Here is a 14847-nt window from a genome sequence, read left to right on the forward strand (position 1 = left end):
GAAACGACAACGGCCCCGGAGACGATCCGGGGCCGTTGTCGGTCGTGTTGGCTGGTCGCGCGAACGCGTGGGATCAGGCGGCGGTGCTGACGTCGTCCTGGCTCGCTTCGGCCTTGGGATGGGTGGCCTCGAACTGGCCCCGCAACTTCTCTTCATAGGCGATCAACTTGCGGGCATCCTTCAGGGCGCGATAGAGGTCGCCGTTGAGGATGTTGTTGTTGATGCCTTCGATGATCGGCCAGGAGCTCGGCACCGCGGTGACGATGTCTCGCACCAGGTTGAAATAGGTGCCGTGCTGGGTCTGCGGATCCGGCGAGATGTACATGAGCTGGACTGCCAGATAGACGAGCTTGGCGGGCGAGTCGGCGGTCTCCGGCGTGAGGATGTCGCGCTCGCGCAGGATCGGCACGTTGTCGCCGTCGATCAGAAGGCGGGCGCGCTGGTCGGTGTTGGTTATCACGCAGTTGCCGACGATGATGCGTTCGTGCGGTCTGAGCTCGACCTTGAGGGCCATGCCTGTTCTCCATCAACGCTTTCGTAACCGAGCGTGTGTTGCGGCGGGTCAGGGCGCAATACTCCATCAAGACTAGTTAACGAGTTGTAAATCCCGGCCGATGCCGCGGAAAAACTCAATCATTTCAGTGCTGAAATCGCCCGGCTGCGTGACCTGGCCAGTGTGCAAATGGGCCGAATCGCGCGCCGACTCAGTGAAAGCGCGCATTTCATTTCATGTTTCGTTAGAGGACTCCGCCCCACGGTCCGCCGGTCGCTGGGTCACTCGATCCATGCAGACGCGTAACAGTAAGCGTCGTTTACCAGAAAGGTAACACCCAATGTCCGGTATCGTTCTCTCCTCCTCGGTTCGTCAGAACCTCCTCTCCCTCCAGTCCACCGCTGATCTTCTCGCCACCACGCAGAACCGTCTGTCGACCGGCAAGAGCGTCAACTCGGCCCTGGACAATCCCACCAACTTCTTCACCGCACAGTCGCTCGACAACCGCGCCAGCGACATCAACAATCTGCTCGACGGCATCGCCAACGGCGTGCAGGTGCTGCAGGCCGCCAACACCGGCATCACCTCACTGCAGAAGCTGATCGACTCTGCGAAGTCGATCGCCAACCAGGCGCTGCAGACCACCGTCGGCTACTCCACCAAGTCCAATGTCTCCGCCACGATCGCGGGTGCGACGGCGGCCGACCTGCGCGGCACCACGAGCTTCGCCAGCGCGACCGCAAGCAGCAACGTCGTGTTTAGCGGCGCAGCGGGCGGCACCACGGCGGCGACCGGCACCACGACGCTCGGCGCCACCATCGGCTCCTTTGCAAGCACGGGCGCGACGGCTGGTGACGGCACCACGGCCCTGACCGGCGCCATCACCCTGATCGCCACCAACGGCACGACCGCGACCGGCCTGGCCGGCAACGCCCAGCCTGCCGATGGCGACACGGTGACTGTGAACGGCAAGACCATCACGTTCCGCAGCGGCGCGGCTCCGGCGTCGACCGCCGTTCCGAGCGGTTCGGGCGTCAGCGGCAACCTCGTCACCGACGGCAGTGGCAACACCACCGTCTATCTCGCGACCGCGACCGTCAACGATCTCTTGTCCGCGATCGATCTGGCCAGCGGCGTCAAGACCGTATCCATCACCGCGGGTGCTGCGACGATCGCCACGAGCGCCAGCCAGCCAGGTGCTGCCGTCTCGACCGCTGTCGGCGGCGCCGTCACGCTGAAGAGCTCGACGGGTGCGGATCTCAGCGTCACCGGCAAGGCCGACCTGCTCAAGGCTCTCGGCCTGACCACGGCCGTGGGCGGCGGCAACGCCACCGTCAACGTCAACCGGACCACGAGCGCGGCCTCGCTGGGTGCGACGATCGCCGACGGTTCGACGCTGAACGTCGACGGTCACGTCATCACCTTCAAGAACGCGCCGATCCCGGGCTCGACCGGTGCTCCGAGCGTTCCGAGCGGTTTTGGTACGAGCGGTAACGTCCTCACCGACGGCAATGGCAACTCGACGGTCTATCTGCAGGCCGGCACGGTCAACGATGTGCTCAAGGCCATCGACCTTGCCACCGGCGTGCAGACCGCGACGGTCAACGCCAACGGCACCGCGACGCTTGCGACCGCCACGGGCCAGACCAACTCGTCGATCAACGCCTCCGGCCAGCTCAAGCTCTCGACCGGCGTCAATGCCGACCTCTCGATCACCGGTACCGGCAATGCGCTGAATGCGCTTGGCTTCGCCGGCAACACCGGGACCTCGACCGCGTTCACCGCGGCCCGCACCTCCGGCGTCGGTGGCCTCAGCGGCAAGACCTTGACCTTCTCCTCCTTCAACGGCGGTACGGCGGTCAACGTCACCTTCGGCGACGGCACCAGCGGCACGGTCAAGACGCTCGATCAGCTCAACACGAAACTTCAGGCCAACAACCTGACGGCGACAATCGACGCCAACGGCCTGCTGACGGTCTCGACCACCAACGATTACGCGTCCTCGACCATCGGTTCGAGCGCCGCGGGTGGTTCGATCGGCGGCACGCTCACTTCGGCGCTGACTTTCTCGACGGCTTCCAGCCCCGTCCAGGACACGGTAGCCCAGACCTCGCGTTCGAACCTGGTCAGCCAGTACAACAACATCCTGAACCAGATCGACACGACCTCGCAGGACTCTTCGTTCAACGGCGTCAACCTCTTGAACGGCGACCAGCTCAAGCTGGTGTTCGACGAGACCGGCAAGTCGAACCTGAGCATCACCGGCGTGACCTACAACTCCAAGGGTCTCGGCCTCGCTGCGCTGACCAGCGGTGTCGACTTCATCGACAACTCCGCGACCAACAAGGTGCTGTCGAACCTGAACGCCGCGTCGAGCACGCTGCGCTCGGAAGCGTCGAGCCTCGGTTCGAACCTCTCGGTGGTGCAGGTGCGTCAGGATTTCAACAAGAGCCTGATCAACGTGCTGCAGACCGGTTCGTCCAACCTGACCCTGGCCGACACCAACACCGAAGCGGCCAACAGCCAGGCACTGTCGACCCGTCAGTCGATCGCGGTCTCCGCGCTGTCGCTGGCCAACCAGTCGCAGCAGAGCGTGCTGCAACTGCTCCGCTAACAAGCGGACGACATCGCAAGACGACTACGGCGGCGGGGCTTCGGCTCCGCCGCTTTCTTTTTAGGGCGGCATCAGAGTGCCGTTCGACGAAGTGCAACGATGCATTCGGATGCAGCCGATTGCTTACTCTGAGTTATGGTTGACAAGTCGCAAACGCCGGGTCGTTGCGCGAAAAAGCATCATGCTATCATGACGATATGGTCGAGCTTGAGATGGCTCCGATTGCTCATATGGTGAATCCGCGCAAGGACTGGCGCGACACGCTTCATGCTTTGTTAGCCGTCTACATTCACCGTCCCGGCATCGATTAATCCTAATCGAAGTTTGTTGCGTTGCGTACCAGAAGGGTAACACTCAATGTCCGGTATTGTTCTCTCCTCGTCGGTTCGTCAGAACCTGCTCTCCCTCCAGTCCACCGCCGACCTCCTCGCCACCACCCAGAGCCGTCTGTCGACCGGCAAGAGCGTCAACTCGGCCCTGGACAATCCCACCAACTTCTTCACCGCACAGTCGCTCGACAACCGCGCCAGCGACATCAACAATCTGCTCGATGGCATCGCCAACGGCGTGCAGGTGCTGCAGGCTGCCAACACCGGCATCACCTCGCTGCAGAAGCTGATCGACTCTGCGAAGTCGATCGCCAACCAGGCGCTGCAGACCACCGTCGGCTACTCCACCAAGTCCAACGTCTCCACCACGATCGCGGGTGCGACGTCGGCCGACCTGCGCGGCACCACGAGCTTCGCCAGCGCGACCGCAAGCAGCAACGTCGTGTATAACGGCACGGCCGGCGGCACCACGGCGGCGACCGGCACCACGACGCTCGGCGCCACCATCGGCTCCTTTGCAAGCACGGGCGCGACGGCCGGTGACGGCACCACGGCCCTGACCGGCGCCATCACCCTGATCGCCACCAACGGCACGACCGCGACCGGCCTGGCCGGCAACGCCCAGCCTGCCGATGGCGACACGGTGACTGTGAACGGCAAGACCATCACGTTCCGCAGCGGCGCGGCTCCGGCGTCGACCGCCGTTCCGAGCGGTTCGGGCGTCAGCGGCAACCTCGTCACCGACGGCAGTGGCAACACCACCGTCTATCTCGCGACCGCGACCGTCAACGATCTCTTGTCCGCGATCGATCTGGCCAGCGGCGTCAAGACCGTATCCATCACCGCGGGTGCTGCGACGATCGCCACGAGCGCCAGCCAGCCAGGTGCTGCCGTCTCGACCGCTGTCGGCGGTGCCGTCACGCTGAAGAGCTCGACGGGTGCGGATCTCAGCGTCACCGGCAAGGCCGACCTGCTCAAGGCTCTCGGCCTGACCACGGCCGTGGGCGGCGGCAACGCCACCGTCAACGTCAACCGGACCACGAGCTCGGCCTCGCTGGGTGCGACGATCGCCGACGGTTCGACGCTGAACGTCGACGGTCACGTCATCACCTTCAAGAACGCGCCGATCCCGGGCTCGACCGGTGCTCCGAGCGTTCCGAGCGGTTTTGGTACGAGCGGTAACGTCCTCACCGACGGCAATGGCAACTCGACGGTCTATCTGCAGGCCGGCACGATCAACGACGTGCTCAAGGCCATCGACCTTGCCAGTGGCGTCCAGACCGCGACGGTCAACGCCAACGGCACCGCGACGGTTGCGACTGCGGCCGGCCAGACCAACTCGTCGATCAATGCCTCCGGCCAGCTCAAGATCTCGACCGGCGTCAATGCCGACCTCTCGATCACCGGCACCGGCAACGCGCTGAATGCGCTTGGCTTCGCCGGCAACACCGGGACCTCGAGCGCGTTCACCGCGGCGCGCACCTCCGGCGTCGGCGGCCTTACCGGGAAGACCTTGACCTTCTCCTCCTTCAACGGTGGCACGGCGGTCAACGTCACCTTCGGCGACGGCACCAACGGCACGGTCAAGACGCTCGATCAGCTGAACACGAAGCTTCAGGCCAACAACCTGACGGCGACGATCGACGCCAACGGCCTGCTGACGGTCTCGACCACCAACGATTACGCGTCCTCGACCATCGGTTCGAGCGCCGCGGGTGGTGCGATCGGCGGCACGCTGACCTCCTCCCTGACGTTCTCGACGGCTTCCAGCCCCGTCCAGGACACGGTTGCCCAGACCTCGCGTTCGAACCTGGTCGGCCAGTACAACAACATCCTTGCGCAGATCGACTCGACCTCGCAGGACTCCTCGTTCAACGGCGTCAACCTCTTGAACGGCGACCAGCTCAAGCTGGTGTTCGACGAGACCGGCAAGTCGAACCTCAGCATCACCGGCGTGACCTACAACTCCAAGGGTCTCGGCCTCGCCTCGCTGACCAGCGGTGTCGACTTCATCGACAACGCTGCCACCAACAAGGTGCTGACCAATTTGAACTCGGCGTCGAGCACGCTGCGTTCGGAAGCGTCGAGCCTTGGTTCGAACCTCACGATCGTGCAGGTGCGTCAGGACTTCAACAAGAACCTGATCAACGTGCTGCAGACCGGTTCGTCCAACCTGACGCTGGCCGACACCAACGTCGAGGCGGCCAACAGCCAGGCGCTGTCGACCCGCCAGTCGATCGCGGTCTCCGCGCTGTCGCTGGCCAACCAGTCGCAGCAGAGCGTGCTGCAGCTGCTCCGCTAAGTAGCGGACGACATCGCAAGACGACTACGGCGGCGGGGCTTCGGCCCCGCCGCTTTTTTTTGCGCGTCATTTGTCATTCGAGCAGCCGTGCGACGCTCCGAAAAGTAACCAGCGGTTATGGTTAATGGAAAGTAAGCGCGGATAAAAGCCAATGATTTCAGCCTGATTGCCGGCCCGGACCACGCCTTCCCCGCGCTTATGGTGAACCCGTGCTTAATGCGGGCGCGCCTCGTTTCACCCTTTGTTAGCCATGTCGCGGCACGCTGTCCCCGTCACTCGATCCGAAGCGATCGAACGAAGACGCGTAAACCAGAAGGGTAAGAGTCATGTCCGGTATTGTTCTCTCTGCGTCGGTTCGTCAGAACCTGCTGTCTCTCCAGTCCACCGCCGATCTTCTCGCCACCACACAGAACCGTCTGTCGACCGGCAAGAGCGTCAACTCGGCCCTGGACAATCCCACCAATTTCTTCACCGCACAGTCGCTCGACAACCGCGCCAGCGACATCAACAATCTGCTCGACGGCATCGCCAACGGCGTGCAGGTGCTGCAGGCCGCCAACACTGGCCTGACCTCGCTGCAGAAGCTGATCGACTCTGCGAAGTCGATCGCCAACCAGGCGCTGCAGACCACCGTCGGCTACTCCACCAAGTCCAACGTTTCCACCACGATCTCCGGTGCGACGGCGGCCGATTTGCGCGGCACAACGAGCTTCGCCAGCGCGACCGCGAGCAGCAATGTGCTCTACAACGGCACGGCCGGCGGCACCACGGCGGCGACCGGCACGACGACGCTCGGCGCTACCATCGGCTCCTTTGCAAGCACGGGCGCGACGGCCGGTGACGGCACCACGGCCCTGACCGGCGCCATCACCCTGATCGCCACCAACGGCACAACCGCGACCGGCCTGGCCGGCAACGCCCAGCCTGCCGATGGCGACACGGTGACTGTGAACGGCAAGACCATCACGTTCCGCAGCGGCGCGGCTCCGGCGTCGACCGCCGTTCCGAGCGGTTCGGGCGTCAGCGGCAACCTCGTCACCGACGGCAGCGGCAACACCACCGTCTATCTCGCCACCGCGACCGTCAACGATCTCTTGTCCGCGATCGATCTGGCCAGCGGCGTCAAGACCGTATCCATCACCGCGGGTGCTGCGACGATCTCCACGAGCGCCAGCCAGCCAGGTGCTGCCGTCTCGACCGCCGTCGGCGGCGCCGTCACGCTGAAGAGCTCGACGGGTGCGGATCTCAGCGTTACCGGCAAGGCCGACCTGCTCAAGGCTCTCGGCCTGACGACGTCTACGGGTGCAGGCAACGCCACCGTCAACGTCGCACGGACGACGAGCGCGGCCTCGCTGGGTGCAACCCTTACGGACGGTTCGTCGCTCAACGTCGATGGTCACACCATCACCTTCAAGAACGCGCCGATCCCGGGCTCGACGGGTGCTCCGAGCGTTCCGAGCGGCTTCGGTGCCAGCGGTAACATCCTCACCGACGGCAATGGCAACTCGACGGTCTATCTGCAGGCCGGCACGGTCAACGATGTGCTGAAGGCCATCGACCTTGCCACCGGCGTGCAGACCGCGACGATCAACGCCAACGGCACCGCGACGCTTGCGACCGCCACAGGCCAGTCTAATTCGACGATCAATACGTCCGGTCAGCTCAAGCTCTCGACCGGCATCAACGCCGACCTGTCGATCACGGGCTCAGGTAACGCACTGAATGTATTCGGGCTGGCCGGCAACACCGGCAGCGCGTCGGCATTCACTGCGGCGCGCACCTCCGGGGTTGGCGGCATTGCCGGCAAGACCTTGACCTTCGCCTCCTTCAACGGCGGCACGGCGGTCAATGTCACCTTCGGCGATGGCACCAACGGCACGGTCAAGACGCTCGATCAGCTCAACACGCAGCTTCTGGCCAACAACCTGGCTGCCACGATCGACGCCAACGGCCGGCTGACCATCACGGCGTCGAACGACTACGCGTCCTCGACGATCGGATCGACCGTCGCAGGCGGCGGCATCGGCGGCACGCTGACTTCGGCGCTGACCTTCTCGACGGCTTCCAGCCCCGTCCAGGATGCGGTTGCACAGACGGCCCGCGCGAACCTCGTGTCTCAGTACAACAACATCCTGAACCAGATCGACACGACCTCGCAGGACTCCTCGTTCAACGGCGTCAATTTGCTGAACGGCGACCAGCTCAAGCTGGTGTTCGACGAGACCGGCAAGTCGAGCCTCAACATCACCGGCGTGACCTACAACTCCAAGGGTCTCGGCCTCGCTGCCTTGACCGTCGGTGTCGACTTCATCGACAACGCTGCGTCCAACCGCGTGCTGACCAACCTGAACGCCGCGTCGAGCACGCTGCGCTCGGAAGCCTCAGCGCTCGGTTCAAACCTCTCGGTGGTGCAGGTGCGTCAGGACTTCAACAAGAACCTGATCAACGTGCTGCAGACCGGTTCTTCGAACCTGACGCTGGCCGATACCAATGTCGAGGCGGCCAACAGCCAGGCGCTGTCGACCCGCCAGTCGATCGCGGTCTCCGCGCTGTCGCTGGCCAACACTTCGCAGCAGAGCGTGCTCCAGCTGCTCCGCTAAGTAGCTAGTATCGCTAAATAAAATCAGGGCGGCGGGGCCATTTGTCCCGCCGCTTTTTTTCGTCCGGAGGTGGGCAGGGAGGTTCACCAGCCATTAACCCTATCCCTTAAACCGGCGTTAACCATACTTTAAAGGAGACCCCCTAAGACTGGACAAAAGGCCGCTTTCAAGACCGGGCGGCCGATTCGTACCAGGTTCAAGAGGAAGACTCGCCAATGTCCAACATCGTTCTCTCGGCGTCCGTTCGCCAGAACCTGTTGTCGCTGCAGTCGACGGCCGACTTGCTGGCCACGACGCAGGAGCGGCTGTCGACCGGTAAGAAGGTCAACACAGCGCTCGACAATCCCACCAACTTCTTCACGGCCCAGGGGTTGGACAACCGGGCGAGCGACATCGGCAACCTGCTGGATGGCATCAACAACGGTGTGCAGGTGCTGCAGGCGGCCAACACCGGCATCACCTCGCTGCAGAAGCTGATCGACAGTGCCAAGTCGATCGCCAACCAGGCGCTGCAGACCACGGTCGGCTATTCCACCAAGTCGAACGTCTCCACCACGATTCCCGGTGCGACGCCCGCCGATCTCCGCGGCACGACCTCCTATGCAAGCGCGACCGCCAAGAGCAACGTGCTCTATACCGGCGCGGCCGGTGGCGTAACCCCAGTTACAGGGACCGCCGCGCTCGGCGCCTCGCTGGGCTCGACCGCCGGCGCCTTTACCGGCACAGCGGCGCTCGCGGCCGACGGCACCACCGCACTGTCCGGTACCGCCACGCTGCTCGGCACCACCGCATCTACCACCTTCAGCTCGGCGCCCGCGGACGGCGACACCATCACGGTCAACGGCAAGACCATCACCTTCCGCACAGGTATCGCCCCGAGCGCGCAGCCGACCGGCTGGGGCCTCGACGCCAGCGGACACATCGCCACGGACGGTAACGGCAATTCGATCGTCTACGAGGGAACGGCGGCTGCGCCCGGCGCGACCGTCAACGACGTCGTCAGCGCGATCGACCTCGCCAGCGGCGTCAAGACCGCGGCCATCAGCGCAGGCGCCGCAACCATCACTGTCAGCGGCTCGGCCGGTCCTATCGGAACGCTCCAGGTGGCATCGTCCATCTCGGGAGGCGGCGCGGTTACGCTGAAGAGCTCGACCGGTGCCGATTTGAGTGTGACGGGCAAGGCCGATTTCCTCAACAAGCTCGGTCTGACCCCGGCAACCGGTGCAGGCAATGCCAGCATCACTGCGGCACGATCGACCACCGCGGGTTCGCTCGGCTCTCTCGTTCAAGACGGCTCGACGCTGAACATCGACGGCCACACCATCACCTTCAAAAATGCCCAGACGCCCCAATCGGCGATCAGCGTGACCTCCGGCGGCGTCAACGGCAACATCGTCACCGATGGCAACGGCAATTCGACCGTCTACATCCAGAGCGCGACCCTCAACGATCTGCTCAACTCGATCGACCTCGCCACCGGCGTCAAGACCGCCAGCATCTTCAACGGCGCGGCGACGTTGTCGACCACCGCGGGCCAGATCCCCTCGTCGGTCAACAGCAGCGGCCAGCTTGCGCTGTCCACCGGCATCAACGCCGACCTGTCAATCACCGGCACCGGCAATGCGCTCAACGCGTTCGGTCTCAGCGGCAATACGGGAACGGCGACCGCTTTCGCCGCGGCGCGCAACTCCGGTATTGGTGGTGTCAGCGGCAAGACGCTGACCTTCACCTCCTTCAACGGCGGCGCGCCGGTCAACGTCACCTTCGGCGACGGCACCAACGGCACGGTCAAGACGCTCGACCAGCTCAATGTGCAGCTTCAGGCCAACCACCTGACGGCGACGATCGACGCCAACGGCGTGCTGACGGTCACCACCGTCAACGAGTACGCATCCTCGACCCTCGGCTCGAGCACTGCCGGCGGTACGGTCGGCGGTACGATCACCGGCGTGCTGGCCTTTACCACCGCGCAGCCCCCGATTCAGGATCCCGTCGCGCAGACCGCGCGCTCCGGCCTGGTCAGTCAGTTCAACAACATCCTGGCGCAGATCGACACGACCTCGCAGGACTCGTCCTTCAACGGCGTCAACCTGCTCAACGGCGACACGCTGAAGCTGGTCTTCAACGAGAACGGCAGTTCGACGCTCGGCATCAACGGCGTCGTGTTCAACGCGGCCGGTCTCGGTCTCAGCAATCTCGTTCCGGGCACGGACTTCATCGACAACGGTGCCACCAACAAGGTGCTGGCCAGCCTGAATGCGGCCTCGAGCACGCTGCGCTCCGAGGGTTCTTCGCTCGGTTCGAATCTGTCGATCGTGCAGGTGCGTCAGGACTTCTCCAAGAACCTGATCAACGTTCTGCAGACCGGCTCGGCCAACCTGACCCTGGCCGACACCAACGAGGAAGCCGCGAACAGCCAGGCGCTGTCGACCCGCCAGTCGATCGCGGTCTCCGCGCTGTCGCTGGCCAACCAGTCGCAACAGAGCGTGCTACAGCTGCTCCGCTAATTTCGCGGCGCAAGATCACTCATCGATTTCGCGGCGGGGCTAACGCTCCGCCGTTCATTTTACGGAGATCGCTAAGGCAGGATTAGCTGAGATCGACGCGCACCACGCGTGACGTGTTTACAGCGTGTACATGCGCGCCTAGCTTCACAATGACGAAGAACTCCGAGACCCGTAATAATCCGGAGTGCTTCCAAGCACACATGTAAGCAAATCTTAAGCGGTGCTGCCTAGGGTCGGGAAAGAAATCCTTAAGCGCGTTCAACGGGCTAGGTAACCTCCAGGGTGTGATTGATGTCGAATTCCGCTGCCTCGGCCTACGCGCGTGTTGCAACGACCACCGCATCTCCTCGCGACATCGAAGCGCAGACCCTACTCAAGGCCGCGAACAAGCTTCAGGATGCGATCAACAGCGCCGAGCCGTTCAGCGAGCAGACCACGCAGGCCCTGATGTTCAATCGCAAGCTCTGGACGATTTTCCTGAGCGAGGCCATGCGCGAGAACAATCCGCAGCCGATCGACGTCCGGCAGAAGATCGCCAACATCAGCGTGTTCGTGCTGAGCCAGACCGCCGCGCTGCAGATGAGCCCGCAGTTCGATCACTTCCGTCCGCTGATCGAGATCAACCGCAATATCGCCGCCGGTCTGTCCGGCCGTCCGTGATCGAGCACGGCTCGTTCCTTCAACACCAAATTATGCTGACGATACCGACAAGACGCAGATCAGGAACGTCGTCACCGGTCCCGCGACCGCTGCGAGCGATCTCGATGTTGCCGTTGCGACGCTCGACGCCTGATGGTCAGGCGCTGCGGTCCGTGCTGGCCGGACGCGAGGGCTCGGATTTCAAATCCTGCGCATGGAAATAGGCCCGCCGGCGCAGCATTGCTTCGTCGGGGAACTGGTTGACCACCGCGTCGGTCCTGTCGTTGACGATCTGGAAGACGAACGACGCCGCCGCCTGGTCGAACACGACCTGGCGTGAGACGTTCTCGTTGCTTCGCAAATCATTGCGTGCAGGCGCGCTCGCCTCGCCAGCGGCCACTGTCTGGCTCACGGGCAGATCGGTTTGTACGGCCTCGTTCGCCGCCGCATTCGACGTCGCTACGATCTGCACGGCAACCGGTATCCCCACCGGCCTGATGCTGAAATCTGTACTCATGGCAGCCTCCTGGTTGCCTCACGTGAGTCAAATCCCAACCCCTCTCAATACGCAACCATGGAACACCGGGATTGAACATCCGGTAAGGAAACGTGCCTAACCGCGCGACGATGTTGCCGCGCGGTTTTTCGTAAAATTGTCGCTTGTTGTTGCGCGCGCTCAGAGCGAGCGGCTGACCGCGAGCGGCGTGATGTGGCGCGGGCCCGGCGTGGCGCGTCGTCCCGCGGCCGTATAGGTGTTCGGCACGTTGCGCTTCTGGATCTCGGCGTTGACGCCGCGCACGACGCTCTCCGACACGGCGTGAGCGGTTGCGAGCACGGTGAGGTTGACCTGGAGCATCGCGCGGAATGCATCGTGGTGCCGATGCAGCGTCGAGAGCAGCTCGGGCGCGGATTTGGCGAGCTGGGCTTGGTTCGCCTTCAACTGGGTGACCGCGCCGACATAGTTTCGCGACAGCTCCTGCTTCTTGCTCTCGAGGGTCATCGCCTCGCGGACTTGGCCGGCGCGCACGAGCTCGGTCTCGCGCTCGATCAGACCGAGCAGGGCGCTCATCGCATCCATCAACTGCTCGGCGATCTTGCGCGCCTCGGCGCTGCCGGGTGCGGTGTTCGGGCGCTGCGCTTGCACGGGCTGACGCGAGGCGTTGAAATGGTTCATCTCGTTTGACCTTATGCCGTGCGGATCGTTTTTGCCTGCTGCATGATCAGGGTGCGATATACGTCGCTTGCGATGCCGACGCCGCCGGCGTTGGCGAAGTTCTTGGAATATTGCTCGGTCAGCATCGAGCGCCACACGCCGGTACCAGGCGTGTCGCCGAACGGGCCTTCGCCCTTCAGGCCCGAGGTCATCTGCGAGAACATGCTGTTGAGGAACATCGCCTCGAAGTCGGTGGCGATCTTCTGCGCCTTGGCCTGCTGTTTCGGCGAGACCTTTTGCAGTGCCGCGGCGAGATCGAAGTCCGGCCGGCCGTTGCGGCTCTCTACCGAGAAGGCGGAGCTGGCGACGCGTGCGGTGTTGACCATGCCGGTCTGCATCACATCACCTCGATGTCGGCTTCGATCGCACCGGCGGCCTTGATCGCCTGCAGGATGCTGATGAGATCGCGCGGGCCGATGCCGAGACCGTTGAGGCCGTCGACGAGCTGCTGAAGCGAGACGCCGTCCTTGACGACAGCGAACTTCTTGCCGTCCTCGGTGACGCTGACGCTGCTGCGTGGTGCGACCACGGTCCGCCCCCGCGACAGCGGGTTGGGCTGGCTGACCTGCGGGCTCTCGGAGATGGTGACGGTGAGGTTGCCCTGTGCGACCGCAACGGTGGCGACGCGGACGTCGCGACCCATCACGATGATGCCGCTGCGTTCGTCGATGATGATCTTGGCGGCGAGATCCGGATCGACCTGGAGCTGCTCGATCTCGGTGAGAAAGGCGACGACGTTACCCTTGAACTCCGGCGGGATCGCAAGCTGCACGGTCGATGGGTCGATCGGCTCGGCGGTCTTGACGCCGAGATAGTCGTTGATCGCGGCGGCGATCCGCTTGGCCGTGGTGAAGTCGGCATTGCGCAGCGCAAGCCGGACGTTCGGCAGGCGATTGAGCGCAAATTCGATCTCGCGCTCGATGATGGCACCGTTGACAATGCGTCCGACGGTCGGCACGCCACGCACGATTTTCGCCGCCTCGCCCTCGGCCTGGAAGCCTGAGATCGCGAGCGAGCCCTGTGCGACCGAATAGACGTTGCCGTCGGCGCCGAGGAGCGGGGTGACGAGCAGGGTGCCGCCCTGGAGATTCTTGGCGTCGCCGAGCGCGGAGACGGTGACGTCCATGCGCGTGCCCTGGGTGGCGAAGGCCGGCAGATTGCCTGTCACCATCACGGCGGCGACGTTGCCGGTGCGGATGGTGGCGCCGCGGATGTTGACGCCCATGCGCTCGAGCATCGCTTGCAGCGACTGCTTGGTGAAGGGGATGTTGTTCAGGGTGTCGCCGGTGCCGTTGAGACCGACGACGAGCCCGTAGCCGATGAGCTGGTTCTGCCGCACGCCTTCGATGTTGGCGAGATCCTTGATGCGCGATGTCGCGCTTGCAGAATTGACCGAGAGCGCCAGCGCTGACAGCGCGGCGCAGGCCACCCCCACAAGTCTCACCCAACGAACGCTTGGCATCCTCTGCTCCCCGAGGCTCCTCAAATCAAAGGACCATCACGACACTCCCATGACGAGCTGGTCCGACGCTGTCCTTGCGAGCACTGTGCCAACTCGGGGCAGCGGGGGTAGGTCGCTGAATAGGTTGAATAAATCTGTTTCGAGCGACCTCAGCCTGCGTTGTCCCTGAGGAGCGAAACTGCCGCCTGTCGGCAGATTTTGCCGAGCTGTTTACGGGCCGTTAACCATAAAACGGCGAATGTGGCGCATCGATCACCCGGATTGCTTCCGATGCGCATCTACGGACCGAACGGCACCACGCTTGGAACGCCGGCCAGCCAGGCCAGGCGGACGAGCTCAGGCACCTTCGTGCTACCCGACACCTCGTCGGCGCCGGAGACGCGAGGCGCCGCCGCACCGAAGGCGGCCGCCAACATCGACGGGCTGCTCGCGCTGCAAGGCATTGAGGAGGATCCCGTCGAGCGTCGCAAGCGCTCGGTCGTGCGCGGAAAGACCGCGCTCGACGTGCTCGACGATCTCAAGATGGGGCTCCTCTCCGGCAAGCTCAACGCCTCGACCGTGATGCGGCTGCGTGACGCTGCGGCGAACCTGAAATCGTCCTCCGGCGATTCCGGCCTGGATTCGGTGCTGTCCGAGATCGAGCTGCGCGTCGAGGTCGAGCTCGCCAAGGCCGGGCAGGCGTAGCGGC

General features: G+C 64.0%; 12 protein-coding genes. 6 read left to right on the top strand and 6 right to left on the bottom strand.

The window, feature by feature from the left end; translation table 11 throughout:
- Nucleotides 1-73 precede the first annotated feature (73 nt).
- Both flbT and IVA93_RS40765 read right to left on the bottom strand, forming a co-directional pair.
- Nucleotides 74-514: a flagellar biosynthesis repressor FlbT gene (gene flbT, locus IVA93_RS12940; RefSeq protein WP_085348249.1), complete on the bottom strand. Its 441-nt coding sequence runs from the start codon at nucleotides 512-514 to the stop codon at nucleotides 74-76.
- 72 nt (nucleotides 515-586) lie between these two features.
- Nucleotides 587-721, bottom strand: coding sequence for a hypothetical protein (locus tag IVA93_RS40765; RefSeq protein WP_256464753.1), 135 nt, complete (start codon nucleotides 719-721; stop codon nucleotides 587-589).
- Nucleotides 722-833: 112 nt separating this feature from the next.
- Here IVA93_RS40765 and IVA93_RS12945 point away from each other — a divergent pair, with 112 nt between their 5' ends.
- The 5 genes from IVA93_RS12945 to flaF all read left to right on the top strand — a co-directional run bounded on the left by IVA93_RS12945 (nucleotide 834) and on the right by flaF (nucleotide 11505).
- Nucleotides 834-3107 carry a DUF1522 domain-containing protein gene (locus IVA93_RS12945; RefSeq protein ID WP_247789818.1) on the top strand — a complete coding sequence of 758 codons (2274 nt, stop codon included), beginning with the start codon at nucleotides 834-836 and terminating at the stop codon, nucleotides 3105-3107.
- A gap of 357 nt (nucleotides 3108-3464) precedes the next feature.
- Complete coding sequence (locus IVA93_RS12950) at nucleotides 3465-5738, top strand: DUF1522 domain-containing protein (RefSeq protein WP_204511744.1); 2274 nt, start codon at nucleotides 3465-3467, stop codon at nucleotides 5736-5738.
- Between the two features lie 326 nt (nucleotides 5739-6064).
- On the top strand, nucleotides 6065-8338 hold the full coding sequence (locus tag IVA93_RS12955; RefSeq protein WP_204511743.1) for a DUF1522 domain-containing protein: 2274 nt from the start codon (nucleotides 6065-6067) through the stop codon (nucleotides 8336-8338).
- Nucleotides 8339-8553: 215 nt separating this feature from the next.
- Complete coding sequence (locus IVA93_RS12960; protein WP_247409393.1) at nucleotides 8554-10845, top strand: DUF1522 domain-containing protein; 2292 nt, start codon at nucleotides 8554-8556, stop codon at nucleotides 10843-10845.
- 291 nt (nucleotides 10846-11136) lie between these two features.
- Entirely contained in the window at nucleotides 11137-11505 is a 369-nt protein-coding gene (gene flaF, locus IVA93_RS12965) for a flagellar biosynthesis regulator FlaF (protein WP_007612319.1), read from the top strand.
- Nucleotides 11506-11641: 136 nt separating this feature from the next.
- On the opposite strand, the gene IVA93_RS12970 is transcribed toward flaF, so the two are convergent.
- The 4 genes from IVA93_RS12970 to IVA93_RS12985 all read right to left on the bottom strand — a co-directional run bounded on the left by IVA93_RS12970 (nucleotide 11642) and on the right by IVA93_RS12985 (nucleotide 14159).
- Complete coding sequence (locus tag IVA93_RS12970) at nucleotides 11642-12001, bottom strand: hypothetical protein (protein ID WP_247337285.1); 360 nt, start codon at nucleotides 11999-12001, stop codon at nucleotides 11642-11644.
- 159 nt (nucleotides 12002-12160) lie between these two features.
- Entirely contained in the window at nucleotides 12161-12658 is a 498-nt protein-coding gene (locus tag IVA93_RS12975) for a hypothetical protein (RefSeq protein ID WP_027518929.1), read from the bottom strand.
- A gap of 11 nt (nucleotides 12659-12669) precedes the next feature.
- Nucleotides 12670-13035, bottom strand: a complete 366-nt coding sequence (gene flgJ, locus IVA93_RS12980) for a flagellar assembly peptidoglycan hydrolase FlgJ (RefSeq protein ID WP_204511741.1) — start codon at nucleotides 13033-13035, stop codon at nucleotides 12670-12672.
- Complete coding sequence (locus IVA93_RS12985) at nucleotides 13035-14159, bottom strand: flagellar basal body P-ring protein FlgI (RefSeq protein ID WP_026233176.1); 1125 nt, start codon at nucleotides 14157-14159, stop codon at nucleotides 13035-13037. The genes flgJ and IVA93_RS12985 overlap by 1 nt, the downstream gene beginning before the upstream one ends.
- Before the next feature lie 270 nt (nucleotides 14160-14429).
- Between IVA93_RS12985 and IVA93_RS12990 the strand changes: the two genes are divergently transcribed.
- A complete protein-coding gene (locus IVA93_RS12990; protein WP_247297193.1) occupies nucleotides 14430-14843 on the top strand; it encodes a flagellar assembly protein FliX in 414 nt (137 codons plus the stop codon).
- The last annotated feature ends 4 nt before the right edge of the window (nucleotides 14844-14847 follow it).

The organism is Bradyrhizobium sp. 155, from assembly GCF_023101105.1.
In the GTDB taxonomy this organism is placed as follows: domain Bacteria; phylum Pseudomonadota; class Alphaproteobacteria; order Rhizobiales; family Xanthobacteraceae; genus Bradyrhizobium; species Bradyrhizobium canariense_D.

What these genes read in the sequence shown, in the direction of transcription:
- IVA93_RS12945 (WP_247789818.1), top strand. Translation starts at nt 834, where the DNA reads ATGTCCGGTATCGTTCTCTCCTCCTCGGTTCGTCAGAACCTCCTCTCC.
- flgJ (WP_204511741.1), bottom strand. Translation starts at nt 13,035, where the DNA reads ATGCAGACCGGCATGGTCAACACCGCACGCGTCGCCAGCTCCGCCTTC.
- IVA93_RS12990 (WP_247297193.1), top strand. Translation starts at nt 14,430, where the DNA reads ATGCGCATCTACGGACCGAACGGCACCACGCTTGGAACGCCGGCCAGC.
- flaF (WP_007612319.1), top strand. Translation starts at nt 11,137, where the DNA reads ATGTCGAATTCCGCTGCCTCGGCCTACGCGCGTGTTGCAACGACCACC.
- IVA93_RS12985 (WP_026233176.1), bottom strand. Translation starts at nt 14,159, where the DNA reads ATGCCAAGCGTTCGTTGGGTGAGACTTGTGGGGGTGGCCTGCGCCGCG.
- IVA93_RS12975 (WP_027518929.1), bottom strand. Translation starts at nt 12,658, where the DNA reads ATGAACCATTTCAACGCCTCGCGTCAGCCCGTGCAAGCGCAGCGCCCG.
- IVA93_RS12950 (WP_204511744.1), top strand. Translation starts at nt 3,465, where the DNA reads ATGTCCGGTATTGTTCTCTCCTCGTCGGTTCGTCAGAACCTGCTCTCC.
- IVA93_RS12970 (WP_247337285.1), bottom strand. Translation starts at nt 12,001, where the DNA reads ATGAGTACAGATTTCAGCATCAGGCCGGTGGGGATACCGGTTGCCGTG.
- IVA93_RS12955 (WP_204511743.1), top strand. Translation starts at nt 6,065, where the DNA reads ATGTCCGGTATTGTTCTCTCTGCGTCGGTTCGTCAGAACCTGCTGTCT.
- flbT (WP_085348249.1), bottom strand. Translation starts at nt 514, where the DNA reads ATGGCCCTCAAGGTCGAGCTCAGACCGCACGAACGCATCATCGTCGGC.
- IVA93_RS12960 (WP_247409393.1), top strand. Translation starts at nt 8,554, where the DNA reads ATGTCCAACATCGTTCTCTCGGCGTCCGTTCGCCAGAACCTGTTGTCG.
- IVA93_RS40765 (WP_256464753.1), bottom strand. Translation starts at nt 721, where the DNA reads ATGCGCGCTTTCACTGAGTCGGCGCGCGATTCGGCCCATTTGCACACT.